This window comes from Candidatus Bathyarchaeia archaeon (assembly GCA_035935655.1).
GTDB lineage: Archaea > Thermoproteota > Bathyarchaeia > 40CM-2-53-6 > 40CM-2-53-6 > 40CM-2-53-6.
In genome coordinates this window covers 155,198-179,520 of the sequence record DASYWW010000062.1, presented here as the reverse complement: position 1 = coordinate 179,520, position 24,323 = coordinate 155,198, and the positions used below count along the sequence as shown (strand labels likewise).

At 51.9% G+C, this 24,323-nt stretch carries 31 protein-coding genes; 14 read left to right on the top strand and 17 right to left on the bottom strand.

What is annotated here, in order from left to right; all coding sequences use genetic code 11:
* Positions 1 to 46: 46 nt before the first annotated feature.
* Positions 47 to 466, bottom strand: coding sequence for a CopG family ribbon-helix-helix protein (locus VGS11_12735; GenBank protein HEV2120955.1), 420 nt, complete (start codon positions 464 to 466; stop codon positions 47 to 49).
* A gap of 150 nt (positions 467 to 616) precedes the next feature.
* Here VGS11_12735 and VGS11_12730 point away from each other — a divergent pair, with 150 nt between their 5' ends.
* The 9 genes from VGS11_12730 to VGS11_12690 all read left to right on the top strand — a co-directional run bounded on the left by VGS11_12730 (position 617) and on the right by VGS11_12690 (position 7,207).
* The gene (locus VGS11_12730) at positions 617 to 1,675 is read left to right on the top strand and encodes a HoxN/HupN/NixA family nickel/cobalt transporter (protein HEV2120954.1); all 1,059 of its coding nucleotides are present in this window, start codon (positions 617 to 619) and stop codon (positions 1,673 to 1,675) included.
* A 350-nt stretch (positions 1,676 to 2,025) separates the two neighbouring features.
* Positions 2,026 to 2,472 (top strand): cobalamin B12-binding domain-containing protein, encoded by a 447-nt coding sequence (locus VGS11_12725; GenBank protein HEV2120953.1) that lies wholly within the window; start codon positions 2,026 to 2,028, stop codon positions 2,470 to 2,472.
* Between the two features lie 38 nt (positions 2,473 to 2,510).
* Positions 2,511 to 2,921: a hypothetical protein gene (locus tag VGS11_12720; GenBank protein ID HEV2120952.1), complete on the top strand. Its 411-nt coding sequence runs from the start codon at positions 2,511 to 2,513 to the stop codon at positions 2,919 to 2,921.
* Between the two features lie 130 nt (positions 2,922 to 3,051).
* Positions 3,052 to 3,909, top strand: coding sequence for a carboxylating nicotinate-nucleotide diphosphorylase (gene nadC / locus VGS11_12715; GenBank protein ID HEV2120951.1), 858 nt, complete (start codon positions 3,052 to 3,054; stop codon positions 3,907 to 3,909).
* Between the two features lie 174 nt (positions 3,910 to 4,083).
* Complete coding sequence (locus VGS11_12710; protein ID HEV2120950.1) at positions 4,084 to 4,890, top strand: alpha/beta hydrolase; 807 nt, start codon at positions 4,084 to 4,086, stop codon at positions 4,888 to 4,890.
* A gap of 114 nt (positions 4,891 to 5,004) precedes the next feature.
* On the top strand, positions 5,005 to 5,784 hold the full coding sequence (locus tag VGS11_12705; protein ID HEV2120949.1) for a hypothetical protein: 780 nt from the start codon (positions 5,005 to 5,007) through the stop codon (positions 5,782 to 5,784).
* A gap of 27 nt (positions 5,785 to 5,811) precedes the next feature.
* The gene (locus VGS11_12700) at positions 5,812 to 6,441 is read left to right on the top strand and encodes a hypothetical protein (protein ID HEV2120948.1); all 630 of its coding nucleotides are present in this window, start codon (positions 5,812 to 5,814) and stop codon (positions 6,439 to 6,441) included.
* Positions 6,441 to 6,830 (top strand): hypothetical protein, encoded by a 390-nt coding sequence (locus VGS11_12695; protein ID HEV2120947.1) that lies wholly within the window; start codon positions 6,441 to 6,443, stop codon positions 6,828 to 6,830. The genes VGS11_12700 and VGS11_12695 overlap by 1 nt, the downstream gene beginning before the upstream one ends.
* A gap of 95 nt (positions 6,831 to 6,925) precedes the next feature.
* Complete coding sequence (locus tag VGS11_12690; GenBank protein HEV2120946.1) at positions 6,926 to 7,207, top strand: DUF2277 domain-containing protein; 282 nt, start codon at positions 6,926 to 6,928, stop codon at positions 7,205 to 7,207.
* Here VGS11_12690 and VGS11_12685 read toward each other — a convergent pair.
* The 5 genes from VGS11_12685 to VGS11_12665 all read right to left on the bottom strand — a co-directional run bounded on the left by VGS11_12685 (position 7,204) and on the right by VGS11_12665 (position 10,837).
* Positions 7,204 to 8,160, bottom strand: coding sequence for a Dyp-type peroxidase (locus VGS11_12685; protein HEV2120945.1), 957 nt, complete (start codon positions 8,158 to 8,160; stop codon positions 7,204 to 7,206). The two genes, VGS11_12690 and VGS11_12685, sit on opposite strands and share 4 nt — an antisense overlap.
* Positions 8,161 to 8,228: 68 nt before the next feature.
* A complete protein-coding gene (locus VGS11_12680; protein ID HEV2120944.1) occupies positions 8,229 to 9,092 on the bottom strand; it encodes an alpha/beta hydrolase in 864 nt (287 codons plus the stop codon).
* Between the two features lie 93 nt (positions 9,093 to 9,185).
* Positions 9,186 to 9,356: a hypothetical protein gene (locus tag VGS11_12675; GenBank protein HEV2120943.1), complete on the bottom strand. Its 171-nt coding sequence runs from the start codon at positions 9,354 to 9,356 to the stop codon at positions 9,186 to 9,188.
* A 33-nt stretch (positions 9,357 to 9,389) separates the two neighbouring features.
* Complete coding sequence (locus VGS11_12670; protein ID HEV2120942.1) at positions 9,390 to 9,920, bottom strand: ABC transporter permease subunit; 531 nt, start codon at positions 9,918 to 9,920, stop codon at positions 9,390 to 9,392.
* Positions 9,917 to 10,837: an ABC transporter ATP-binding protein gene (locus tag VGS11_12665; protein ID HEV2120941.1), complete on the bottom strand. Its 921-nt coding sequence runs from the start codon at positions 10,835 to 10,837 to the stop codon at positions 9,917 to 9,919. Before VGS11_12665 ends, VGS11_12670 begins: the two co-directional genes overlap by 4 nt.
* 146 nt (positions 10,838 to 10,983) lie before the next feature.
* Between VGS11_12665 and VGS11_12660 the strand changes: the two genes are divergently transcribed.
* Positions 10,984 to 12,372 carry a M20/M25/M40 family metallo-hydrolase gene (locus VGS11_12660; protein HEV2120940.1) on the top strand — a complete coding sequence of 463 codons (1,389 nt, stop codon included), beginning with the start codon at positions 10,984 to 10,986 and terminating at the stop codon, positions 12,370 to 12,372.
* 12 nt (positions 12,373 to 12,384) lie between these two features.
* Here the strand turns inward: VGS11_12660 and VGS11_12655 are convergent, their stop codons facing one another.
* From VGS11_12655 to VGS11_12645, 3 genes are all read right to left on the bottom strand, one after another.
* Positions 12,385 to 13,527 carry a DJ-1/PfpI family protein gene (locus VGS11_12655; protein HEV2120939.1) on the bottom strand — a complete coding sequence of 381 codons (1,143 nt, stop codon included), beginning with the start codon at positions 13,525 to 13,527 and terminating at the stop codon, positions 12,385 to 12,387.
* Between the two features lie 64 nt (positions 13,528 to 13,591).
* On the bottom strand, positions 13,592 to 14,143 hold the full coding sequence (locus tag VGS11_12650) for a hypothetical protein (GenBank protein HEV2120938.1): 552 nt from the start codon (positions 14,141 to 14,143) through the stop codon (positions 13,592 to 13,594).
* The gene (locus VGS11_12645) at positions 14,140 to 14,412 is read right to left on the bottom strand and encodes a hypothetical protein (protein HEV2120937.1); all 273 of its coding nucleotides are present in this window, start codon (positions 14,410 to 14,412) and stop codon (positions 14,140 to 14,142) included. Before VGS11_12645 ends, VGS11_12650 begins: the two co-directional genes overlap by 4 nt.
* Here VGS11_12645 and VGS11_12640 point away from each other — a divergent pair.
* Entirely contained in the window at positions 14,402 to 15,094 is a 693-nt protein-coding gene (locus VGS11_12640; GenBank protein ID HEV2120936.1) for a GNAT family N-acetyltransferase, read from the top strand. The genes VGS11_12645 and VGS11_12640 overlap by 11 nt on opposite strands.
* 80 nt (positions 15,095 to 15,174) lie before the next feature.
* On the opposite strand, the gene VGS11_12635 is transcribed toward VGS11_12640, so the two are convergent.
* The gene (locus VGS11_12635) at positions 15,175 to 15,576 is read right to left on the bottom strand and encodes a nuclear transport factor 2 family protein (protein ID HEV2120935.1); all 402 of its coding nucleotides are present in this window, start codon (positions 15,574 to 15,576) and stop codon (positions 15,175 to 15,177) included.
* A 162-nt stretch (positions 15,577 to 15,738) separates the two neighbouring features.
* Between VGS11_12635 and corA the strand changes: the two genes are divergently transcribed.
* Entirely contained in the window at positions 15,739 to 16,689 is a 951-nt protein-coding gene (gene corA, locus VGS11_12630; protein HEV2120934.1) for a magnesium/cobalt transporter CorA, read from the top strand.
* Between the two features lie 54 nt (positions 16,690 to 16,743).
* On the opposite strand, the gene VGS11_12625 is transcribed toward corA, so the two are convergent.
* From VGS11_12625 to VGS11_12600, 6 genes are all read right to left on the bottom strand, one after another.
* Positions 16,744 to 17,145, bottom strand: coding sequence for a DUF1801 domain-containing protein (locus VGS11_12625; GenBank protein HEV2120933.1), 402 nt, complete (start codon positions 17,143 to 17,145; stop codon positions 16,744 to 16,746).
* A gap of 144 nt (positions 17,146 to 17,289) precedes the next feature.
* Entirely contained in the window at positions 17,290 to 18,198 is a 909-nt protein-coding gene (locus tag VGS11_12620; protein ID HEV2120932.1) for a hypothetical protein, read from the bottom strand.
* 89 nt (positions 18,199 to 18,287) lie between these two features.
* Positions 18,288 to 18,632: a hypothetical protein gene (locus VGS11_12615; protein HEV2120931.1), complete on the bottom strand. Its 345-nt coding sequence runs from the start codon at positions 18,630 to 18,632 to the stop codon at positions 18,288 to 18,290.
* A gap of 7 nt (positions 18,633 to 18,639) precedes the next feature.
* Positions 18,640 to 19,605 carry a quinolinate synthase NadA gene (gene nadA / locus VGS11_12610; GenBank protein HEV2120930.1) on the bottom strand — a complete coding sequence of 322 codons (966 nt, stop codon included), beginning with the start codon at positions 19,603 to 19,605 and terminating at the stop codon, positions 18,640 to 18,642.
* Between the two features lie 95 nt (positions 19,606 to 19,700).
* Complete coding sequence (locus tag VGS11_12605; protein ID HEV2120929.1) at positions 19,701 to 20,522, bottom strand: class I SAM-dependent methyltransferase; 822 nt, start codon at positions 20,520 to 20,522, stop codon at positions 19,701 to 19,703.
* A 3-nt stretch (positions 20,523 to 20,525) separates the two neighbouring features.
* Positions 20,526 to 20,957, bottom strand: a complete 432-nt coding sequence (locus VGS11_12600; protein HEV2120928.1) for a CBS domain-containing protein — start codon at positions 20,955 to 20,957, stop codon at positions 20,526 to 20,528.
* 137 nt (positions 20,958 to 21,094) lie between these two features.
* On the opposite strand from VGS11_12600, the gene VGS11_12595 reads away from it, so the two are divergent.
* Complete coding sequence (locus tag VGS11_12595) at positions 21,095 to 22,006, top strand: cation diffusion facilitator family transporter (protein HEV2120927.1); 912 nt, start codon at positions 21,095 to 21,097, stop codon at positions 22,004 to 22,006.
* Positions 22,007 to 22,079: 73 nt separating this feature from the next.
* Here VGS11_12595 and VGS11_12590 read toward each other — a convergent pair whose 3' ends face one another.
* Positions 22,080 to 23,492, bottom strand: coding sequence for an MFS transporter (locus VGS11_12590; protein ID HEV2120926.1), 1,413 nt, complete (start codon positions 23,490 to 23,492; stop codon positions 22,080 to 22,082).
* A gap of 199 nt (positions 23,493 to 23,691) precedes the next feature.
* Between VGS11_12590 and VGS11_12585 the strand changes: the two genes are divergently transcribed.
* Positions 23,692 to 24,318: a DUF47 family protein gene (locus VGS11_12585; protein ID HEV2120925.1), complete on the top strand. Its 627-nt coding sequence runs from the start codon at positions 23,692 to 23,694 to the stop codon at positions 24,316 to 24,318.
* Positions 24,319 to 24,323 lie beyond the last annotated feature (5 nt).

Sequence of the window (24,323 nt, the reverse complement as noted above, 5' to 3'; positions counted from 1 at the left end):
TTTCAACCACTGATTCGCGTCGCTGCACAAACGGCAACTCTAGATCCTAGACTGATTCTGTCTTGAGATAGGATGATTTTACCTGCATGATTCCTTTCTGCCGCTTCAGCTCTCCCTCCAGTCGAGTGACGTCTTGAGCTTTGCCGCGGACGAGCAGGGCGCATAGGCAGTGTGCTGCGTCGATGTGAGCGTGGAGTGAAGAGAGGATGGATTGTCGATGATGATGGGACGTCTCTGTGATACCCTCGTCAGCACCATGCGTCTCATGATTGTACACCATGACAATGGAACCGACAATGTGTCCCGCCGGGACGCCTGTCTCAAAATCTGATATGAAAGACCGCATCGCCGCCTGCAACGCCTTGGATCTGTCCCGGTAGCCGCTGTGCTCGGAGGCCTTGTCGAAGGCTTCGAGAAGCTCAGGCGGAAGAGACATGCTAATCCTAGTAACTCCCTCATCATTCAATACCAATTCACGATCAGCCTCAGAGTATTACTCAACCGGACAGCGTTGGCTAAAAGTATTACCAACTTAAGACTTTATATTACCAAACGGAAGGGTCAGGTCGAGACATCCTGTCAATATCCGCTGAGAGCCACAAGGCTCTTGGGAGACATGTCTTCTGAATTGACTGAACTCCAGTTAGATCACTCAAAGCTCGGACTCTCAACAGCCGAGAAGATCAAAATATCCGTCATATACTCCGCCTTAGGCGTTGCCACTCTCGCTGGGCTCGCAGCCTCAATTATCATCGGCCAATTGTCAGCATTGCTGGCGGGTCTCGGAGTCCTCGCCTTCACCTTCGGCCTACGTCACGGGGTTGACGCCGACCACATTGTCGCTATCGACAACACGACAAGGAAACTCCTCCAAGAGGGCAAGCGTCCCCTTACAATTGGGATGTGGTTCTCGCTCGGCCACTCGACAGTGGTCGTCGGTCTTATCGTCTCCCTCATTCTTGCCACCAACGCGGTGAGAGATCAGATTCCTGCGCTTCGAACCAGTGGCGCAATAATAGGAACAACAGTCTCCGGAATATTCCTCTTTCTCATCGGACTAATCAACGTCGTTATTGTTCTCGGGATCTACCGAGTTTTCAAGACCCTGAAACAGGGTAAGATGAACGAGTCGGAGCTTGACAGTCTCCTAGAGAACAGGGGATTCCTAAACCGCTACTTCAAAGGACTCTTCAAAATCGTCCGCGAACCCTGGCAGATCTACCCTATCGGGGTCTTGTTCGGGCTTGGTTTTGACACGGCGAGCGAGATTGCGCTGATAGCGATCAGCGTGGGTGTTGGGGTCTCAGCGGCCGTTCCTCTCTGGATGATCCTAGTTCTTCCCTTCATGTTCACCTGCGGAATGGTTCTCGTCGACATGACCGATGGGATTACTATGCTCACCGCGTATGGCTGGGCCTTCCTCAGACCGATTCGCAAAATATACTACAATCTTACCGTGACGATCATATCTGTCGCAGTTGCCTTTGCGATCGGCGGAGTCGAACTCCTCCAAGTCCTCTCCAACGAGCTGAAGCTGACCGGTCCATTCTGGAAATCGCTGGGGACGCTTGATTTTGAGACGATGGGCTTCGGAATAATCGGCATCTTCATAGTATCATGGGTTGCATCGATGGCGTATTGGAAGTACAAGAGATACGACGAGCTATACAACTAAGGCCTCCAGGGAGCCCTAAGACAGTCTACAAATGCCCGTCTTGACTTAATCGCGTGATTCAAACATCATAATCATCGGATTCCTCGGTCTTGCCGTGGGATGGGTTTTCCAGACTGCTGTCTCCGTTATCAGTTTCTCTTGTTCATCAGGCATGTGCGGAAACGCTGGAACAGTACTGCAGTTGACCGGAACCCTAACGGTCATAATAAGCTCGGTAATCCTAGCGATCGGGTTTCTCAAATTCGTTCGAAGAGTTGAGCGACACATCTACTCCCACCCCTGACAACCGAAACCAATTCCGATAGTCCTTATTAGCGAAAGGACTCTTTCGGAAGAACCAGAACGCTCCGATGCCCTCGCAGAAAAAACCGACCTCGACATCTAACAAGAAGATTCGCATCCTTGTGGCAAAGCCGGGACTAGACGGCCACGATAGAGGTGCCCTGATTCTAACGCGAGCGTTCCGAGACGCGGGCATGGAAGTCATCTACACCGGCTTTCTAGCAACACCCGAACAGGTTGCGCAGATGGCGATTGACGAGGATGTTGATGTTGTCGCGATGAGCCTCCTAAACGGTGCTCATATGACTGCTTTCCCGAAGGTCGCCAAGCTGATACGTGAGAAGGGCGGAGACGACATTCTATTGGTGGGGGGAGGCATAATTCCTGACGAGGATAAGCCGTTGCTTGAGAAACAGGGTATTACTGGCAATTTCGGGCCGGGGACGCCTCTCAAGACAATCATAGAGCATGTTGAGACAGTTGTGAGCGAGAGAGAGTCGAAAAAGAAGAGATAGGGTCAAAACCTTTCTATCTGAAGCTATCTCGATAGAGCTTGAAAGAAATGGGCTTTCTCTCGGTCATGGGCAAGGCCATTATTGGCGTTGCAGTGATCGCGCCGGTGGTGGCTCTCTATTTTGCGATGACATCGAGCGACGCGTTGGGTATGGTAGGGGTAGTTGGATTGCTTGCTGGAAGCGGAATTTTTTGCATCGGGGGTCTCTACGCTGGAATGCTTGGCCTAAAAATCGAGAAACTTTCGGCGAGACTGGACCCAGTTTCGAGGCAGAGACCCAGAAGCAAGGCAAAGAATCTCATCAAGGCCGAATGCCCTGTCGACCATCACGAGGTCGTGTTCGTCCACGTGAGCCCGTACCGGAATGACGCCTTGCCAGACGGCCTGGACCTCTTTCTAGGTTCGTGCGGCCATGAGGTCCATCGTGGAGAAATAGAGGCCGAGGCGTAGCAGACGTGGAAATCGAGTCTACGACTCAGACAGCCAGGCTGGTAATTATCGAGCGGAATATTCCAGAACCTGCGATCACGGGACCTTGCATGCTTAAGTTAGGGAGAAACCTGACCGCTCAACGTGAGACTTGTCCGACTTGATAGTTGAACGCAAGCTCCGAGAGTTTCTCGATGAGGATGTTGGCTACGGGGACATCACCACAGACTCTGTCGTTGATCCAGCGACGATGGCGATTGGACAGGTGGTTTGTAAGGAACGAGCCATTGTGGCTGGACTCGCCGAATCCGTCACCTTGCTGAAACTTGTGGGCTGCGAAGGCAAACCAAAGGTACGCGATGGCCAGGAAGTGCCCATCGGGACTGTTGTCCTAGAAACTAGTGGTCGTGGAGTCGACTTGCTAAAGGTAGAGCGGACCATGGTGAACCTGCTATGTCACATGTCTGGAGTTGCAACCGCAACCGAAGAACTCGTGAGAATTGTCAAGATGAATCGTCGGTCTGCTAGAATAGCTTGTACCCGAAAGACCCTCCCAGGTCTAAGGTACTTTGAGAAGAGAGCGGTCGAGCTTGGGGGCGGCGATACTCATCGCCTAAGGCTTGACGACGCTGTCTTGATCAAGGACAACCATCTGGCGCTGGCTGGTTCTATAACCGAGTCTGTCAAGAAAGCTAAGGCGAAGGTGAGTTTCACCAAGAAAATAGAAGTTGAGGCAACCAGCCCTCGGCAGGCAGTTGAAGCAGCTTCAGCCGGAGCTGACATTGTCCTGCTGGACAACATGACACCGCAGGAGGTGAAGAAATCAGTGGATTTGTTAGAGATGAAGAAGCTGCGAGAACAGATTCTGGTCGAAGTGTCTGGGGGCATTACTCGAGAGAATCTTGCTGGCTATGTGAAGACGGGCGTGGATGTGATTTCGGTTGGATCGATAACAAATTCCGCGGAGGCGATTGATATGAGTATGGAGCTTCACTCGGTCAAGAGATAGCCTGGGACACATCGATTAGCAATCTTAAACCGTCTGGACAAATAATACCGGAACGGGATAGTTCGTCTGGAACAGAAGATTAGATTCTGCACTACAAGGGACGGTGTCAGACTTGCATACTCCACAATAGGTCATGGGCCTCCGCTGGTCAAGGCTGCGAACTGGCTCGGGCACTTGCAGTTCGACTTGGAAAGTCCAATATTTCGTCACTGGATCAGGGAGCTGTCAAAATACAGTGAATTGGTCCGTTATGATGATCGGGGGTGTGGGCTATCCGACCGCGAGGTCAAGAGTTCTAACTTTCAGGATTGGGTGCATGACCTGGAAACGGTTGTGGATTCCGCGGGCCTTGACAAATTCGCATTGCTGGGGATGTCTCAGGGAGGCGCTGTCAGCATCGCCTACGCTGCACGCCATCCTCAGAGGGTGAGTCATCTGATTCTATACGGTGCGAGTGCGTTGGGCTGGTCGAAAATCCATACGTCGCCTGCCGAACAGGAAGAGGGAAAGGCCATGGTGACGCTGATGAAGATGGGTTGGGGAAAGGACGACCCGACCTACCGTCAACTGTTTACATCTTTATTCGTTCCAGGAGGGACGGCCGAGCAGGCAAACTGGTTCAACGAGTTGCAGCGAAAATCCACGTCGCCAGAAAACGCAGTGCGCTACCTGATAGAGTTCGCCCAGATCGACGTCCTCGACCAGCTCGACAAAGTGTCAACCCCAACACTAGTCGTCCACACGCGAGGCGACCTGGTAAACCGGTTCGAGGATGGAAGAGACCTAGCAACATTGATTCGCGGAGCCCACTTCATCCCGTTGGAGAGCAAGAATCACCTGTTGCTGGAGGACGAGCCAGCGTGGAAGGACTTTCTAATCGAGACCCGACGATTTCTAGGGGTGAAAGAGACAGGACCCGAACGGTCTTCGAAAGCGAAGGAGTTAGGCGTCAAAGGCTGGCTCAGAGGACCAAAGAAATAGCAGACCTGAAGAAAATCGTTCTAGGATAGTGTTTCTGAATCGAACGCGAAACAGCTGATAGAGAAAGCAGAGAAAATCCGGAATCGAGAACACCGGCTAAAACCATCTCTCAGATTGAAAACCAAAGATGACATCTACGAGTTCATCCACAATAGGGGCCTTGTCTCGGCGCTTGGAGGAAACGAGCTTCCAAGCTTCATCGGCGCGATACTAGGCAGACCCTGGAAACCCTCCGCGAAAGGATTCACCGGATGGAATGATTGGTGGTCAATCAAGATATCCGGCGAACCTGTAGCCCGGGTTTCTAGGGAGATTGAAGGTAGAGAGGATTTTCTTGCTACCAGGATTTTCAGGGGAACCAAGACCTTCGTAAATGATGAGCTGTGGCCGATTCTTAGTCCAATAGTGACGCACTACCAGGATCCCGCAGTAAAGCAGAAGACATTCTCAGAGCTCGAACTAAAACTTCTAGAAGCGATCGGAGCCGAAGGGTCTATCCGGACTGACCAATTGAGAAAGAAGCTAAGACTGGAAGGAAAACAGAACAATTCAAGATTTCATCGATCACTTAGCAACCTAGAGAGCTATGCAATGATAATCGGCGTTGAAGATCCTCAACCAGAGACACACCTGCACGCGAACATCTGGCAGACATGGGAGAAGAGAACTGGTAGGAAAATAAGTCGCGCCAGCCTCCCGTACAACGAAGCGCTGGCGAGACTCCTCGAGAAGACGATCGATGCGTGCGTTCTCGCCCGTGAGGATCAAATCGGCAAATGGTTCCAGTGGAGTGCCGATATGGAAATGATCAAGGAAGAATCGTTGCGAGATGAAGCCTTTGTGAGGGCCGGGCCCTACCTCGTCTCATCTCGGGTTCGTGGTGTCAACAATTAATGACCTAGCAGTTCCCCGATCTCAGCTATGCCAACTTCGCCTGAGGATCCGTCGTCTCCTGACCCTGCTCGGAAAAGCCTGATCATAGAGAGGATCGAGAGGGAAGCAGGGGTCCCTAACTTAGCGAACATTCTCGCAAATCGTATAGCTCCTACCGACCTTCAATCGCTGCTTCTGGAGGTCCACGGCCGCAGGGCGAAGAAGCGAGAGGCCAGGGCAGTGCTTGAGGATCATGTTTCAAACAGGTTCACACGGCCGTCTGCTACTAGTCCACCACGCCTTCTGGAATGGGATCGCGTTGCGTTCTCACTGCTGCCGAAGTCTTTCCAGCCCATCGAACTCTCACCGGTATGCCCACTGGGAACAGTCTCCGTGCTATCCCATATCAGCCAGGACTGGACCGTTTCGACGATTCGGAATACTGAGGTTGTTGCTGATTCGACAAACGTGCTCGCGCTTGAGTGTGCGGTCCGACGCCGCGAGCGCAGGAACTTTTCTTCAGGTAAAGCCGATTCAGTTCATCTGGCGTCGAGCCATCGCCTCTTGAGAGGCCAGAAATTTGGCGTTGGCCCGGTACTAGACAACACTTCAGAGTCTTCACCCTTTGCAGTGCGGGTCGCGATTCAGGGAATCTCGGGTTCGAGACCGAGACTCTAGTGCTCCATATTGGATTCTATCTTAGGGCACTGAGACGGGTTTTGGGCACAAAGACTGTTCTCCGGGTTGCTGTTTCTGACTTCGGGTCCAAGGTGCCGCGACCGATGGTTCAATCAGAAGTGGTTGTGAAGCTTCAGGCTGTTAACAAGAGAGTCAGAATTGGAATCGACCAGGATCGGAAGCAAGGCAGCGGGTATTATGGTCAGTTGTGTTTCAAGATCTTCGCAACTCCTTCCAAGGGTGGGGAGCATGAGCTTGTAGACGGTGGAGATGTGAACTGGACCCAGAAGCTCCTAAACAATGCGAAGGAGCGCCTCATCATCAGCGGATGTGGCAGCGAGCGACTGTGCGAGCTCTTTGAACCGGCCGGTTCCCTCAAGAAGCACTAAACATCCCTACCGTGTCTTGGGGAGAAAATCGACATCGAACGGATAGCTATGCTAAAAACACGGCTAGAACCTACTAGATCCTTGAGGCTTTGAGAATGTGCAGAAATATCAGACCGCTCTTCAACTTCAAACCTCCCGCAACAGACGCGGAGATTCGGGATGCTTCCTTACAGTTCGTCCGAAAAATCAGCGGGTTTAGACAACCGTCAAAAGCAAATGAGCGCTCATTTCGTGCCGCGGTCGACGAGATCGCGCACGCATCAAACCAACTTCTTAGATCGCTTGAAACGAACGCACAACCGAGAAACAGAGAACTGGAGATTGCCAAAGCAAAAGCTCGCTATGCAACCAGGTTTGCTACGAACGCGCCAGCCTAGTCGGACTCGACATTCTCTAGAAATGTCGCTGATGGAACGAAGAAGAGGTTCCCCGTGACCGCCCGGCTAAAATCCAATAATCGATCATAGTTGCCTTGCGGCTTGCCGACGAACATGTTCTGAAGCATCTCCTCTATCGTCCGAGGTGAACGGCTGTAGCCTATGAAATAGGTCCCAAATTCTTTCTGACCGGCATGACCAAAGGGCATGTTGTCCCGCAGAATCTTAACCTCCTTCCCATCCACAACTATCTTGGTCAGCGCGTTGTGCGCGTAGGTTGGCTTGGTCTTATCGTCCAATTCCACGTCATTCAGCTTTGTGCGTCCAACAATGTTTTCCTGTTTTTCTGTCGGTAATGCGTTCCAGCGGGCCAGATCATGGAGATACTTCTGAATGATCACATAGCTTCCCCCGGCGAATCCAGGATCCTCGCTTGTGATCAGGGTCGCATCAATAGCTTCTTGGCCCTTAGGATTCTCTGTCCCGTCGACGAAGCCGATGAGGTCGCGGCTGTCAAAGTAACGGAACCCTTGAACCTCGTCTACTGGGCTGATTGCGGGTCCCAGCTTCGCCATGATCTGCGTCGCCAGCTCGAAACATAGATCCATGCGCTGCGCGCGAACATGGAAGAGCATGTCTCCCGGTGTCGAGACGGCATGACGTTCTCCGGCTCGGATCTCGCGAAACTTGTGGAGCTCTCTCGGCCGCGGCTTCCCGAATAACTGGTCCCATGAATCGGATCCGAACCCGATAACACAGGAAAGAGTTCCTTCTTGTTCGCGAAACCCTACGGAACGCACGAGCGCGGATAGATCTGCGCAGAAGGAGCGGATTGCAGCTCGATGCCCGGCCCCCGGGTTGATTGTAACGACTAGAAAGATCGCGGCGCGAGTCAGAGGTGTCGCGACAGGCTGTGGGACAGCAGACGGACTGGTTGACGCTCTAAGCGTCATGAGCACAAGTTCGCTTAGAGTACTGAAAACGTTTGCTGTCTATTCTCTACTGCTGTCGTATTTGCTGGCTAGGCAGGTGTTGTCAGTTCGAGCTTCTTCTCTTCTTTCAGAAAGCTCAACAGTGCGGCGCTGACTTCATCTGAGTGTGTCCATGATATGAAGTGCGGTCCATCCTTGACAACGACCAGGCGTGCTCCAGGGACCATCTTTGCGGTTCGCTGTCCAGAGGCAGGGAAAGGAACGATTCGGTCTGCATCGCCGTGAATGACCAGAACAGGCACTTGGACGCGAGCTAGATCCTTCCGGAAGTCCTCAAGCCACGTTGAAACACAAGCTAGACTGGCAGTGGCTCCTGCGCTTGCGGCGATGTTCCAGCTGGCTTGGACGGCTTGTTCGCTGACTCTCTTGCCTAGGAACTGGTCGGTGTTGTAGAAGTTTTTGAAAAACTCGGTGAAGAACGCGTAACGATCCGCCTTGATCGCAGCCTGAATGCCATCGAAGGCACTGCCGTCAACGCCCTCTGGGTTGTCCGGTGCCTTCAGAAGATACGGTGGAACTGACGAGATGAACACTGCTTTGCTGACGTCTTTGGATCCGTATCGTCCCATGTAGCGTGCGACTTCGCCACCGCCCATCGAGAAACCTACAAGCGCGAAATCATGAAGGCCCAGGTGGTTTACGAGTTTCTGTAGGTCTTCGGCGAATGTGTCATAGTTGTAGCCTGAGGTCGGCTTGCTCGACTTACCAAAGCCCCTGCGATCGTAGGTGATGACCCGATACCCCCCAGCCAGAAGAACTGGCAGTTGTTTCTCCCAGGATGCACCGCTCAACGGATAACCATGGATCAGTACAACGGGCTTACCCGAACCATGGTCCTCGTAGTAAAGATCAATATCTCCAGAGTTTTCCTTACCGACACTAACAATTGGCATAAGTCTCGTCTCAACCCCATTAGTTCTTATCACTATCGATTATCCATTTGCGAATTTTCCTAGAAACATCGCCAACCAACACAGCGTCCGCGCCTATTTCCACTTAGTTAGTATTTCCTCTCTACGGAAAGTGGCTGTACTGACGCGGAAGAGAACTAGGTCAACGCCTGCGAGAATCCCAGAGATAATGAGAAGAGTGTTGGTGTCGAGCGATATCAACCCAATCTCCGCTCCGATGTAGATGCCCATGAAGGGGGTGAACATGAGAGCCCCGAGCTGTGCGCTGCACGCGCATCGCTAACCCTTGCGGATGACTATACTTAGCTCGACACTTAGAACTGCAGCCAGTGGTGCGAGAAGCAGAAGCATGACACCGATGATCCAATTTGGAAAGTAGAGGTAGCCGAGCGTGGCGTAAGTTTCGTTATCGATGAGAGCCATGAAGATCGTGGCGCCCGCATAGGTCGCGATGATCGATGGCAGAAACGCTGCAATGCTCTTTCCAAGCAGAATCTCCCCGTCGGTAGTAGGGGTTGCCAGTAACCGTTCCAGGCTTTTCTCAACTTTCTCGCCCACGATGCTATACGAGGCAATCGGGGTGGGAATCAACGCAGCAACGATAACGAAGAAGAAGGCGAACGCATTCAGAAGTCCCATGAGAACCGGGGCCGGTATTACCGCACCCTTGTTTAGCACGAACCTGATCACCAGTGGGAATAGAATCGCGAGCAAGACTGGAAGAACGACGAGGGTGTAGCGGATCGACTTCTTACGCGTGATAACTTTGAGGTCTTTCGCCGCAATAATCCACGAAGTTCCAAGGTTCATTTTTTCTTTTTCACGAGTTTCAGATAGGCATCTTCTATCGTTGAACCTAGCACGGAGACAGACTGAACGTTGCCGCCTGCCTCGACAATGGCGCGGATAATTGCAGGATTCTCCTTTTCAGGATTCACCACGTCAATCATTAACTTGTTGTTATCACTGACCATCTTTCCAATCGATATTTCTTTCAACGCGTTCAGAACCGCGTCGTTTACCCTCTCTAGGTGAATTACGGTCTTCCTACCCGTCACCGATTGTTCAAGTTCTTCGGGAGTGCCTATTGCCATCAGCTTGGTGTTGAGTATGCCGATCTTATCGCAGATGCGTTGCGCTTCGTCGAGGTTGTGGGTGTTTAGAAAGATGGTCTTCTTCTCATTCCTCAGCTCGAGAAGAAAGTCCCTCACTGTCTTAGATGACTCTGGGTCTAGATTGACTGTCGGCTCGTCCAAGAACAATACGTCCAGTTCGTGAATTAGCGCGCGTGCTATCGCAAGTTTTTGCTTCATTCCTTTCGAAAATGCTCCGGCCATGACATCTTTCTTCTCCCAAAGTCCCAGCATCTTGAGGAACCGTTGGATGTTCTCCTTCCTCTGCGTCTCTGAACATTTGTACAGCTTCCCGTAAAAATCCAAGTTGTCATACGCAGTCATATTCTCGTAGAGACCAACATTGTCAGGAACCAATCCGATGATCTTCCTGATCTTCAGAGAATCTGCATCGTTACCCACCTCGAAATTCGCTATCCTGGCCGCTCCACTGGTCTTTGATATCAAGCAACAAAGCATCCTGACCGTAGTGGTCTTCCCAGCTCCGTTGGGTCCGAGGAACCCGAAGACCTCTCCTTCCTCAACGCGAAGGGTCACACCATTGACCGCAGTCAGATCGCCAAACTTCTTGGTCAGGTTCACAGTCTCTATCAAACAGTTATTCAGCCGCTTGTGAGAGCTGACCATCAGTTTGAAGGGTAAAGACCCTTGCCTTGGACCCGCTCAGAGCTCCATGGAGCCGAGAAAAGAGGGAATTGTTGATATCTGGTCCAAATTCTCGTTATACAAGAGGATTCCGCGTGTCCAAGACCCCGAGCGAGATTGTCACTGAACGGAAAGACGAGATCTTCCATGAGATCGACAGTAGTAGTGACAGGTTTGTCGAACAGCTCCAAGCCCTCTGCAGACAGCCGAGCGTGTCAGCCCAGAACTTTGGACTAGACGAGACTGCTGCGCTGGTTCACAAGTCTCTCAAAGAGATAGGCTTCACAGCGGAACAGTTCTTCCCAAGCAAGGGTCCTCCTGTAGTATTTGCTGAGCTCCAATCCAAGACCGGCAGAAAGACGCTTGTCATCTACAATCATTATGATGTGCAACCGGTCGAGCCTCTCGAGCTGTGGAAGAATCCTCCGTTCTCGGCAACAGTTGAGGATGGCAGAATCTATGCTCGTGGGGCGAGTGATAACAAGGGAAACATCGTCTCTCGATTAATGGCGATTAACGCGTTCTTGAAGGTAACAGGAACCGTTCCCTGCAACCTCAAATGGGTAATCGAGGGTGAGGAAGAGATTGGCAGCCCTCATTTCTCCCAGTTCATCTCGTGGTACAAGGAGAAGCTGAATGGAGACGCGGGCATTTGGGAGTTCGGAGGTCTCGACTACGAAGACCGCCCTCTAGTTACCCTGGGCCTGAAAGGAATGCTCTATGTTGAGTTTAGAGTTCAAACCGCGCTGAAGGATTCGCATTCGGCCCGTGCGGCAGTTGTAGAGAATCCAGCGTGGCGTCTGGTCCGGATGCTGGACACGATCACGGACGAGGATGGGAGGATCATGGTAGAAGGTTGGTATGACGACGTCAAACCGTTCTCTCAGGAAGAGCTGGAGGTTATACGGGCGATGCCGTTGGAAGAGCATAGTATTCGAGACGAGCTAGGGGTCAAGAATTTCCTCTACGGCCTGACAGGACTCGAGTTCAAGAAAGCATTCTATGGTAATCCGACGGCGAACATCGCGGGCATCTGGTCGGGATACACCGGCCCTGGACACAAGACAGTTCTCCCATCTGTTGCCCAGGCGAAGATGGACTTCCGGCTCGTGCCTAACCAGGATCCGGTTAAGCTGGCTGGGAAGCTGAAACAACACCTAGATCGACATGGTTTCGGGGATGTGGAAGTGAATCTTCAAGCCGAAAATCCTGCGGCACGGACCTCTATCGACGCACCGATTGCGAAGATTGCCGCTAGGGCTGGAAGGGAAGTGTTTCGCAAGGAGCCCGTGACACTCGTGACCTCCGCGGCTTCGGGACCGATGCACTATTTTACAAACGCACTAGGGCTGCCGACCGTAGCTATTGGCTGTAACCACGCTAAGAGCAATACGCATGCTCCTAACGAGAACCAGAGGATCGATGTGTTTGTTCAAGGAAGCAAGTGGATAGCAAGAGTCATCGAGGAGTTCGCCAAAGCCTAGAAGAAAGTTGAGTCACCGAGCTACTTTTTGTCTTGTGAGCTTGAGTGTAACAACGAATTTGTTTTCATGATCAGTCGCTGACTCTACAACACCTAGCCCGCTCCAACCGTCTCCGCGATCATCTTTGAATTTCCATGAGATCTCGGAGTCGTTCGGGCGTACTCGGCCTAAACTAACCTTGCCTTGTATGTGGGAAATGCGATTGGACATGCCTGCCGAGGCGATGTTAGAGGCAACACGATCATGCAATAGATTCATGATCCCCGTGAGTGAGCTGGGTTCTGAAACAAGGATCTTTGCCTCCCAATGATCAGTATCGCCGTCTGTGGAGATCATCTCAGCCTGGGCTCCCTTCAAACTTGCGTTTCCGAAGGCCAGTCCATCGGGAAGATATCTATCGGCCAAAGCTCCCCGCGCATATTTCGAGTCAGGATCCCAGTGGTATTCCATACCAAGAGCGACTGACTGGGCCTCGCCTCTGCCGCGCATTTTGGAAACCAGGTGAAGAGCGGCATCGATTCCTGACGTGAGACCGGCGGCGGTGATTACCTTTCCATTATCGACATAACGTTGGTCATGGACGACTCGAGTGTTTGGAAAAGTCAGAAGGTCATCAACCATGCCATATGTCGCCGTAGCCGTTTGACCAGCCAATAAGCCCGCCTTTCCCAGAAGGAAAGCACCCGTGCACACGGACATGATGTGGCTCACATCTTTCGCCTTAGCCTGAATCCACTGGATGAGTCGTGGGTCGTCCATCGCTGCACCGACGCCTCCACCAGGGATCAACAGGATGTCTGCCTTCGGACTGTTCTCAAAGGTGTAATCAGCAACTATTTTCTGACCGAAAACCATGGTAAGAGGTTCCTGGCTCTTGGCCACCGTGTGAACCAAAAAACCCGCAGTGCCGAACACTTCCCAAGGCCCTGCGAAATCGATGATCTGAGCTCCGTTGAAGAGAAGGATGGCCACAACAGGGGGACTGTCCCAACCGCTCCCTAACGGAACCAGCTTCATTCCGCAATGAGGGCAGTTACCGGGCTTATCGAATTTGATCTTATCGCACTCCTGTCCGCATGGCGGGCAGGAGTAGACGTTCGTGGGCGTGCCATGACTAGGACGTATTGTGATAACTGTTGGGTGCTCGCTTGCCATCTCGTAATCGTCCCTTGAGCTAGGGGCGACTCATTTCAGTGCATGGCTTTACAAATGTAAATAGCTAGTTGCCGAATGCTGTTATCATGTGGATGATCGCGGCGAGGAATAGTAATCCTGTTATCAACAGGTGTGAGGGTTTCCAGTAGGCGAAGACTTTCTTCATCGCCGGCAGTCTTTTGTATACGTAACGTCCGAAGACTCCGCTCGCCGCGGAGGCGACCAGCAGCCACGTGGTCAGGCCGGCAAGCCCGTGGTCAAGGAGGTCGCGCTGGTTGAACTGGTAGGGGAAGCCAGCGTGGACGAGGACTGCGATGAGACCAATGAAGCTTAATGTGATGTGTATCGAAAGCCACGGTCGGACCCCACCAACCGCCTTGATGAAGCCGATCCATGCGCTCCTCTTGACGATAGTGTAGAACTGAGCCGCGACGAGAAGAAGGGAGCCAGTGTAGGCTAGTGCCAGCCCGATTTGCGACCCGCCTTTTAGGCCATCGAAGGATCCGGTTATCGCCCGCCGATACTCCAAGAGAACTACGACGACAATGAAACTGACGACTAGGAAAACCGGCCACGTGTATGTGGTCAAGGAGACTTTTCGTCTGGATGGGATCACGGTCTCTTCTGCTCCTGAAGAGACTTCAGCCGATTCCGATTGCGGGTAGCTACAACCCGGCCGATGACGTCTCTCATTCCGAAGCCGGTAATGAATGCAGACCCACCGACTACTGCGAGCGTGATAAGGGTTCTGACATTCAGAGATCGGAAACCGCTTTCATTGCCTCCTCGCGCAGTGCCACCTCCGAGAGAGAACAGGCCGTAAGCCGCGATTGCGATGATGGCCAAGACTACGACGGTAACGACGATGCTTCTCTTGGTCGACACGAGCTGGCTCTCCTACAGACGCGAGGAGAGTCTGGCGGAACCGGGTGAGACATCAAATGTTTGTCACGCAATCCCGGTCTGCGGAGTTACGGGTCTACTCAAGAGCCATATGGAATCTTCGCTCGGTTCTGAGAACCAGCCAAAATCTCAACATGGGCTGACGAGGCAAGCCATTTTTGGGGACGAGGCCTACGCGTGGACCTGCAGGTTCGGAAGATTGGAGATCAGGCCGCTCCAGAAAAGAGACTATTCCGATGTTCGAGAAATTTACAAAACTGTGATCGATGAGTATTTGCAATACCAAAGACAGCGATCAGGAGAAGTATACGATCCAGTTGGACCCCACCTTGACGCTGCACAACTCGACTTCTACGTCGCAACTCATAGTAGCTTTGTTGCGATAGAGAATAGGAAATTGGTTGGGTTTCTGCTGGCTCAGCTTCTCAGCTGGGTTAATGACTGGGACAAGGCGCTCTGGCTTGAGTACATCGCAGTTCATCCTGCTCACAGGCGAAGAGGGGTAGGCCTAGCTCTAATCTCAGCGGCCAAAGAATTTGCACGAAGACATGATATCAAAGGATTGTTTGCCACTCTGAATGTAGACAATGAAGAATCGAAGAGTCTCCTGCTTAGGGCAAAATTCGACGTGAAAGACTGGAGAATCGCATCCCAGGCATTATAGAGGCTTTTGGTCTTGTCAACGCTTCTTTTGGTGCAGTTTTTGCTGGTCCTGCGCTCTCAGTCTCGCACGAGCGAGTTGTCTCAGTGTCCCCAGTTGAGTGGGGCTTGTTGTCTTCCTGTTTGCAGGACCCAGTAGTCATGTAGTTCCTTGCACAATCCGTTCCTTGCGAAGTGTAGCGTTACGCATCCGGCGAGTGTTACATCTTCCACTTTCTCTTTCATCGTTGTCCAGTATTCGACTGCGGCTCGGGAGCCTTCTACGACGGGCTTTCCAAAACGAACCTCGTATACCTGTCCGACATCCAACGCCCCCAACGTATAATCCAGGATGCTCTTCACACCTTGATTCGCCGGACGAAAGGGATGAGATTGGTACGTCGCGTCCTCCGCGAAGAGAGAGGAAATCGCTTTTGCATCTTTCTTCAACCATGCTCTCGTGTAGTTGCGAATCCATCTGTTCACGACTAGCCTAGTACTAGCCATCTTGAGCCCATTCTTCACTCAGCGATACCGAAATATCATTTTCTATGAGGCTTCGAAGTGATCCATCGTCAGTTTATTATTTGGTATTGCGAGCGGATATAGTTCTGACCGTTGATCAGTCTCACACTTCTCAAGTCCAATATAGATTCGGGAGCGGAGACCTTGAAGGGATTCCCTGTTGAGGTGAAGCAGGGCGAGCTGCTCTGGATTGACGCTGAGAGCCCGACAGAGCAAGAGCTGGCCGACCTGAAACAGCGGTTTGGACTCGACGATTACGCGGTCGAGGATGTCGTCCATAAGAATCAGCGGCCGAAACTTGAGGACTATGGGAAGAACGTCTTCGCAGTCATCCACGTACCAGTCGTGAAGAACCGGAAGAGCGAGATAATCGAGCTTTTCGTGTTCTTCCAGAAGAACTGGATCATAACCATCCACACCGTCGAGTCAGAGCTAATCCATGCTGTCGACTCGCGAATCAAAACAAGAGGCCTCTCCCCACTCACGACCACTCCCACCCCTGACCTCTTGTTCTACGTCTTCCTGGATTTCGCGGTCGACGCGTATTATCCCATCCTTGATGAAACGGAGGAGCGGCTTGAGGAAATCGACAAACAAGCAGCTACAACCTTCAAGACACGGGTGAAGAGAATGGAGAACATCATCAACATCATAACGACGATTGAAGCCGTGCGAAAGCGACTGATGACCCTCAGGCACTCTCTCACGCCGACCAGGGACATGCTTGGGATGGTGATGCGCGGTGCGGTCCCGTTTGTCGCGGATACCAGTCTCAGAAGCTTCAGAGACGTGTACGACCACTCTTTCCAGCTATTGGAAACAATCGATAATGATCGAGACAGGACAAGTGATGTCCGGGATCTCTACATCAGCCTCCACTCAGCCTCGACAGACAATACAATAAAGGTCCTCACACTTGTCGCAACAATATTTCTACCGCTCACTCTACTTGCAGGAATCTACGGAATGAACTTCACCCCAGGCTTCTTCCAACCTGGATCCAGCGACCCACTCGGATTCTACATCCTGATTCTAGCTATGTTCATCATATCGCTGGGATTCGTCTACTACTTCAAGAGAAGCGGCTGGATCTAAGATCAACGCCAACGAAGCGCACTTACAATCTATCAAGGAGTAGATTGCCAGTCTTCAGCGCTTAGATCTTGGGGCGGGCTTTCGCGTAGCCATTGGGACGGGGCCGGTCCCGTGGCTCCATGCCACCTTTACCAACTCTTTGAGAGCTGAGTTCTTCGTTTCTTTCAACGTTCTAATCTTAATGTGTCGCGCTCGTTTGCCGCTACCTTGTAGCAAGTGATCCGGATCATCCAGCTGTGCGCCGAACAAGAATCCTAGCGTAACATACTTCTCCGTTGGTGAGATGTAGCAGATGCGTCCGAGAGGAGAATCGTCAAGCGAGAAGTTGATTGCGTCATAGTATAGGAATTCGTGCGCCTTGGGCATCGTATTTCTTGTTATCTTGCGCAATTCTGCGCTGATCCGCCGTATTTCCTCGGGATAGTTCGAAAGAAATTCTTCGATGGGATCAGGCATGGAGATTCTTCCTCTGTTTGTCTAGGTCATCTGTGTCAGATTTTCTGATGGTCCAATGTGATACCGATCATCGCTGAAGAGTATTTTGGCTAAGAGGATTGGCCCAATTTACAGAATGGTTCTTGATAGATCGAGTCCTGAGAATCAGATGCCTTTCCAGCAGGCCTTCTTGTTCTTGTCGTACCAAGCGTTGACGTACTCTCCACCACTGATCCGGTTGCATACGAAATTCGCATCGCAATAGTCGCAGAGCTCAAGGTTTCCTATGACCCATCCTGTTCCCGGGTTCATGTCAGTCTTCAACTCCACCATCTCTTCCGACAATCCTTGCGTCAGAGTGTCCAGAGAATTGTTGGTGCAATGGTTACAACCTTTGGTACACGGAAAGGGCTCTACCGTATAGAATGGACCGTTGGACCCGTTGGCGGTATTGTGATAGTCACAGAAGAACGCACAAGACGCCTCTGCCGGTGAGAGAGATACTGTAACTCCCGGTGGAAGGAATATGTTGTACGCCCCCTTGGTCCCGAGATTGGGAACGGTGCCCGATGAGATCCAGCTTGCAAGATTCTGTCTGATTTGCCCATCGGATATTTTCGCCGCGGGAGCCGTCTTAATCATAATGAGGGAGTTGAGCTTCCCAATCCCAACATTGTATTGCGATAGCCCCGCGGAATACGTCTTGTCAGTCTCTATGTCGACAACAGCCTTCTCAATGCTCTGTACCCACGGTGCAGCGGCCGAGCTTGCAAAGTAGGGACCCCAATAGACGTTCTGCCAGGTGTAACCGTTCTTCCATAGTGGACCGCCACCATATTTCACATTGGCGGATCTAGCGCGGAGCTGGTTTCGGTGACGACAGGGACTGGCATAGTGCCATATTCCGGATTCTTGACCGGCTGTGGCCCTCACGCCGATATGTTCGAAGCCAGAGATCGACTTACCGCATACGTTGCAGGTTGCAATATTGCTGCAGGATTCGCATCTATCTTTCTCGCTCGGGTTTGAAAAATTACTGAAGAGACCTGAGTCTTTTCCTAGGACCCTTGACATGTCGCTTTCAGCGCCCTTTACAAGGGTCTCAATCTAAATTGTAATGTTCCCCGGCGTCCAGTTCTAGGGTATAGCGTCCTCTGTTTGTGTCAGCCTTTCCAAATTCCTAGGGCAAGGCCAACCAGAAACGCTGCGGAGGTGATTGGCAGTATGCTTGCGACTGCCGAGGCTTGGCTGGCCACGGCTGGCGCTTGCGAGAAGACCCGGTATATCGTTGCCTTCGAGGAATCGCTCAGTTGGAGGTTGATGTAGCCTGTTGCGACAAGAAAACCGACGAGAGAAATGATCGCGAGCCCGAGCTTCACAGTCTTCTTGAGCACAATCCCTACCAGGAAGCCTATCGCGAGCAAAACTAGTGCAGGGACGATCGCCTCTGATCCAACATCGAATACAGACGCCAGGGATTCTCGTCCCTCCAATTCGTCCGCGAGCACTCTTAAGCTAGGCCAGTTGGAGCATACGCTGGATGGCCAGGCGCGCCTTTCCAGCCGTCTCTTCCGGGACTCTGACCTCGTGGACCATGTTTCTCAGCGAGTTAGCCACTTTCTCCAAAGTTATCGTTTTCATGTATTGGCAGACAGCGTCCTCTTTCACCGGGAGGAACATCTTGTCCGGGTTCTCTTTTCGCATGCGATGAAGGATACCAGTCTCCGTCGCAACAAGGAACTTGTCCGAGCTCGACTCTCTTGCGCGACGAACCATACCCTCGGTGGAGGCAACATGAATCATCGGCATGTTGAAATCGCCCTTTTCAGCAAAATAGAGAAACTGGGTAACACATCCACACTCAGGATGAATCAGAAACTCCGCGTCGGAATTCTCAGCAAGCTTCCGATTCACAATATCCGGTGTTATCCCTGCGTGAACATGGCATTCCCCCGGCCAAATCTCTATCTCGCGTCCGGTCTTCTCCTTGACGTATGCTCCCAAGAAAAGATCCGGAAGGAAGAGAATCTCTCGATCTTTAGGAATACTGCTAACGACCTTCACCGCGTTACTGGAGGTACAGACATAATCGCTCTCGGCCTTAACCTCGGCAGTCGTGTTGATGTACGAAACAACGACCGCGTTCGGGTGCTCTTTCTTCCAGGCCCGTAACTTCTCCCCATCGATCGTCGCCGCTAACGAACAACCAGCACCTAGATCCGGCAATAACACAGTTTTCTTTGGCGAGATAATCGAGGCCGTCTCTGCCATGAAGTGAACTCCACAGAACACGATCACATCCGCAGGCGTTCTAGCCGCAGCTTGCGATAGACCTAATGAGTCCCCTACAAAGTCCGCGATGTCCTGGACCTCTGGAACCTGGTAATTGTGCGCTAGAATGACCGCGTTTCTCTCCTCTTTCAGACGCAGAATCTCCGCTGCCAGCTCCCCGTGTCCGTTGAACTGGAGCATCTGAGCCATAGGAGAACGTACTAGAACTCGCAAATTCCCGTGTTAAACATTGCCCCGAAAGAGCGGATTAGGCCTCACAAATCAACGATACCGGGCGCTCCTCACTAGGTCTTCGCAAGCACAAAATGCGTTTCAATGGGAAATGTCAACCCATCGTCGTTGACACAAGACTGGAGAGCCTCACTCACATCCTCAAGCAACGCTTGCTGAGACCTGCTTTCTGCTCTAGCGACCATGGGCCCTAAAGGTGATGCCGCCACATAACGCTTGACGAACTCATCCGGAGACGGAAAGAACAATCCCTTGAATGCTGTATGGATTTTCACGTTATGAAATCCGGCCCTCTCAACCAGAGAGCGCAATTCGCTTTCACTTGCCAGACTAAAGGGCGACCGCATAAATGCGGCTGCCTCTGAGCCAATATGATTTGCTAACGCTTCTGTGAGGGACTGGAACCCGGGACAATTGCTGATAGAAGTCCAAACACTAAGGGCAAGCCTTCCACCGGGAACCAAAACACGGTGCATCTCCTTTGAGGAAGCAAGACGGTCAGGAAAGAACTGCAGCCCTTGTTGGCACAAAACCAGATCGAATGTTTTGTCAGAAAAAGGCAAGGCCATCGCGTTACCTTCTCGCCATTCGATACTCTCTGTTCCTGCAGATGCTGAGCGGGCAACTGTTAGCATGCTAGGGTTAAGATCCAACCCAACAACCTTCCCCATCGGGCCTGAGTGTTGGGCTGCAAGTCGGGCTACAATTCCCGTTCCACACGCTACATCGAGAACGCTTTCACCTCGCACAGGAGCGGCTAACTTGACAAGGTCTACTGCCCAAGGGCCAAAGAGAGATGGGACCATGTAACGCTCATAGATTTCTGGCCCACTACCGCCGTAATCATTCCATGCACTTTGTTGCTGGCCAGTCATATTCTACATCATTGGGGATTGGAGTCTTGCGATTGTGGATGAGACCTTGTCGACGTATTCTTTCAGTCTGGAGAGCATGATTGCTGCGGTAATGACGCCGATTACCTTGTGGTCCTTCAAGACTAGAACTCTTCGAATCCCTTTGTGAGCCATCAGCTCCGCGACCTGATCAAGTCCGACGTTCGCGTCTACGGAGACGAGATCACTTGTCATAATGTCTCCGAGCTTCACATGCGAAGGGTCTTTTCCCTCGGCCACAATCTTGGAGAGATAGTCCCACTCGGTAACTATCCCTTCCGGGCTGCCAGTGGAGGATGCTATGATCGCGTATCCATGTCGTTTCGCTTTCATCTGTCGAGCCGCTTCTAGCGCCGATGTTTCTCTTGAGAGAGAAAGAAACTCCTTCTCGACAATGTCTTTCGCAACTAGGACCATGGCAAATATGGGATAGGGCTCGAATAATTAATGGTAACCGAGAGGGACCTGACCACTCGTCGCAGGTCCAAACCTAAATCAACATACCCTCAGGTGAATCAAGCTAAGAGAGTGAAGTGGGGGCAACCGAGCGAGGGTTGGAAGACGAAAGCCACGGTTTCCAGGAAGGAGAAAGAATTGCAAAGGTCTCCATCTGGACCTTATTGGCTCTCGGCATTGTCGAGATAGTCTTCAGCCTAATTAGCGGAAGCATCTCACTTCTCGCAGATGGTATTGACTCCATCTCGGACGCGGTAGTGAGCTTTTTTGTCTGGGCCGGTCTCCGCATCTCACGCCGCAAGCCCACTCGCAGGTTCCAATTCGGCTACTACAAAGTCGAGAGCTTCACAGGCCTCATCACCGCGATCGTTCTCGTAGCAGTCTCAGGCTACATTTTCCTGAGATCCTACAGGGCTCTCCAGCATCCCGTACCTCTTAATGCGCCTCCCCTTGCTCTAGCTGTGCTTCTAGCCGCAGGATTGGGCTCTCTCTACCGTGCCCTCCAGATGCGCAAAGTAGCCAACAAGTACAACATCTCCTCTCTGAAACTTGACGCGAGAAACTCGATCAAAGACGCGTCCTCATCATTCGTAGCCTTCGGCAGCGTTCTCGTCGCGTCCTTCGGAATTCACTTCGCGGACGCCATTGGAGGAATGCTGGTGGCAGTCTACATTCTTACGGTCGCCTACGTAGCTCTGCGAGAATCCTCCCTAGTCCTCCTTGACGAGTTCCACGAGCCAGAACTTTCTCACGAAATAGAACGTCTGATAAGATCCCATACCGATGTCAGGGGAATAAGAGATCTCAGGCTGCGTCGAGCCGGCCCATTCATAACGGGGGCACTAGAGGTAGAGGTTGAGGGAAATATGACGTTGAACGAGGCTCACGAAGTCGCCACGGAACTGGAAGCCTCAGTCAAATCTAGAATCCGAGGCTTGCGAAGGCTGGTCGTGACGCCGGTCCCCATTGTCGATCCTCACCAACACCCCCACGAACACTTCACAACATAGGCTTCAGTCAGAGAAAGAGGCACCGTCCAGGGCCACATGTTGAAATGAGCAAGCACAAGAGTGTGGTGAAGAATTACCCTACAGGTTCTGCGCTGGCGACTCTTGATTCGGGAACTCCCTCGAACTTTTGGCCTCTTAATGCTGAAGGGACTACGGCAACGAGGCTCATGATTCCCATTATCAGGAATATGGTATGCATGGGACAAACGAACAGGGCAATATTAGACGCGTTCGAACTCGTTGGGGTAATGCCTGCAAAGACTTCTTGGAGAATATTGTACGGGATGCTTGTCGCCAAGACAACGAACGCTATCGAGAGACTGAGAAGTGCTCCTGTTGTGACAAGAGTCGCTGACATTCCTGAAGCAACGCCTCTCCTGGTTACCGGGGTTGCGTTCATGATTGAGCTTATGTTTGGTGCCACAAACATTCCACCACCGGCTCCGCTAACAACCATGAGCGATGCAAGGACCGGATAGGACGCATCCCCTGGGACCAGCGCGAACCCGAACAGTGCCGCGGCCGATATCAAGAGACCTCCTGTGGTAAATCCTCTGGCCCCATACTTGTCAGAGAGAAAGCCACTCAAGGGTCCGACAGTGACGAAGGCCACTGCAAAGGGGATCAGGAGAATACCTGCTGTCAATGCATCATAGAGCAATGCTCCTTGAAAGAAGATCGTCAACACGAGTGAGATTCCACTCCTCGAGATCGAGGCGAGGAAGTTGCTCAGGATTCCGGCAGTAAAAGGTCGGATCTTGAATAGCTTCAAGTCCATCAATGGGGTCGGGGCTTTGAGTTCCACGTAGCCAAATCCGACGAGCGCGATCAAGCCCGCGATCATCATTACCAGGTCGAGAAGAGTATATCCCGACAATGCTCCCAGCGTTAGCCCGATTAGGAATACTGACAATCCTCCTGCGAACAGCAGGTTCCCTGGCAGATCTATTCTTTCATGCTTTACAGTGCCGAGTTCACGGAGTTTCTTATAGGCCCAGAATGTCGCGAACGCGCCTATTGGCAAGTTTATCCAAAATATCGACTGCCAACCCAAAGAAGCTGTGAGGACCCCGCCAAGTATGAGGCCGATCACGGACCCGCTGATACCAGCTACGAGGTTAACTCCGATGGCACGTCCTCGCTCGTTGGGAGGAAAGGCGTCTGTCAAGATGGCAGCGTTGTTCGCCCATATCAACGCCGCTCCGACTCCCTGGACAAGACGGAAGAAGACGAGCATCGTCCCGGTGAGGGCGAGGCTGCAGAGCCCTGAGCCGATTGTGAAGATTAGAAAGCCGAGATTGTAGAGACGCACCTTGCCGTACATGTCGGCCAGTCGGCCGAACAATAGCAGCAGGACTGCGGTCATGAGAATGTAGCCCATCAACACCCAGAGGGCTTCGAAGGCCGACGCGTTCAGCCTCCGCGTAATTGTAGGCAGAGCGATGAGCACGATGTTCCCGTCAAGCTGGGACATGAACGCGCCAATGGTCGTGTTCGTTAGTACAGTGTACTTGTATTCCGTATCACAGCCGCTCCCTTCGGTTAAGTGAAACGTTGCGCAGTGAGAAATCCCGTATAAGCTCTATTTCAGCCAATAATGGAGAGGGCAGGCAACGGCAGCATGAAACCCAGTTCTCCTAACCGAAACGATTTATCTCCGGGCTGATTCGCGCCGCTTGTTACATATGGGCCTAAGGGAGCTTCTGATACCCCGAGAGAAAATCTTCTTTCAGCTTTTGGAGGAAGAGTCGAAGAATGTCTTGGCGGGAGCAATCGCCTTCAGTGAACTGATCCAGAACTTCGATCACTTGGCGGACAAGAGGAACAAGATAAAGGACATTGAACATCACGGAGACGAAATCGTTCATTCAATCTATGATCGCCTAGTGAAGACTTTCATCACTCCCATTGATAGAGAAGACATTAGCAAGCTCGCTTCCCTCTACGACGATGTCTTGGACTACATCTACGCCGCTGTCAACCGTCTTTTTCTCTATGAGGTCGATTCGCCAACGGAGCCGATGAGACGGTTCGCTGACTTGGTTTTGAAGTCGGTCCGGGAAATCGACTTCGCATTCGCCAGCATTCAAAAGATCAAGGCCTCTGAGATTGAGATTCGATGCAATGAAGTCGACACCTTGGAGAACGAGGCGGATGTTGTTCTGAACGAGTCCGTCGCCGCCCTCTTCAAGACGAACGATGCGATCGCTATTATCAAGTTCAAGGAGGTCTACGAACTGATGGAGACGATTACTGACAAGTGTGAGGATGTTGTGCAGGTAATCCGGGATATTATCCTAGAGTACTCCTAGACATA

What these genes read in the sequence shown, in the direction of transcription:
- VGS11_12730 (HEV2120954.1), top strand. Translation starts at nt 617, where the DNA reads ATGTCTTCTGAATTGACTGAACTCCAGTTAGATCACTCAAAGCTCGGA.
- VGS11_12725 (HEV2120953.1), top strand. Translation starts at nt 2,026, where the DNA reads ATGCCCTCGCAGAAAAAACCGACCTCGACATCTAACAAGAAGATTCGC.
- VGS11_12700 (HEV2120948.1), top strand. Translation starts at nt 5,812, where the DNA reads ATGCCAACTTCGCCTGAGGATCCGTCGTCTCCTGACCCTGCTCGGAAA.
- VGS11_12690 (HEV2120946.1), top strand. Translation starts at nt 6,926, where the DNA reads ATGTGCAGAAATATCAGACCGCTCTTCAACTTCAAACCTCCCGCAACA.
- VGS11_12685 (HEV2120945.1), bottom strand. Translation starts at nt 8,160, where the DNA reads ATGACGCTTAGAGCGTCAACCAGTCCGTCTGCTGTCCCACAGCCTGTC.
- VGS11_12680 (HEV2120944.1), bottom strand. Translation starts at nt 9,092, where the DNA reads ATGCCAATTGTTAGTGTCGGTAAGGAAAACTCTGGAGATATTGATCTT.
- VGS11_12675 (HEV2120943.1), bottom strand. Translation starts at nt 9,356, where the DNA reads ATGTTCACCCCCTTCATGGGCATCTACATCGGAGCGGAGATTGGGTTG.
- VGS11_12670 (HEV2120942.1), bottom strand. Translation starts at nt 9,920, where the DNA reads ATGAACCTTGGAACTTCGTGGATTATTGCGGCGAAAGACCTCAAAGTT.
- VGS11_12655 (HEV2120939.1), bottom strand. Translation starts at nt 13,527, where the DNA reads ATGGCAAGCGAGCACCCAACAGTTATCACAATACGTCCTAGTCATGGC.
- VGS11_12635 (HEV2120935.1), bottom strand. Translation starts at nt 15,576, where the DNA reads ATGGCTAGTACTAGGCTAGTCGTGAACAGATGGATTCGCAACTACACG.
- VGS11_12625 (HEV2120933.1), bottom strand. Translation starts at nt 17,145, where the DNA reads ATGCCTGATCCCATCGAAGAATTTCTTTCGAACTATCCCGAGGAAATA.
- VGS11_12620 (HEV2120932.1), bottom strand. Translation starts at nt 18,198, where the DNA reads ATGTCAAGGGTCCTAGGAAAAGACTCAGGTCTCTTCAGTAATTTTTCA.
- nadA (HEV2120930.1), bottom strand. Translation starts at nt 19,605, where the DNA reads ATGGCTCAGATGCTCCAGTTCAACGGACACGGGGAGCTGGCAGCGGAG.
- VGS11_12605 (HEV2120929.1), bottom strand. Translation starts at nt 20,522, where the DNA reads ATGACTGGCCAGCAACAAAGTGCATGGAATGATTACGGCGGTAGTGGG.
- VGS11_12600 (HEV2120928.1), bottom strand. Translation starts at nt 20,957, where the DNA reads ATGGTCCTAGTTGCGAAAGACATTGTCGAGAAGGAGTTTCTTTCTCTC.
- VGS11_12585 (HEV2120925.1), top strand. Translation starts at nt 23,692, where the DNA reads ATGGGCCTAAGGGAGCTTCTGATACCCCGAGAGAAAATCTTCTTTCAG.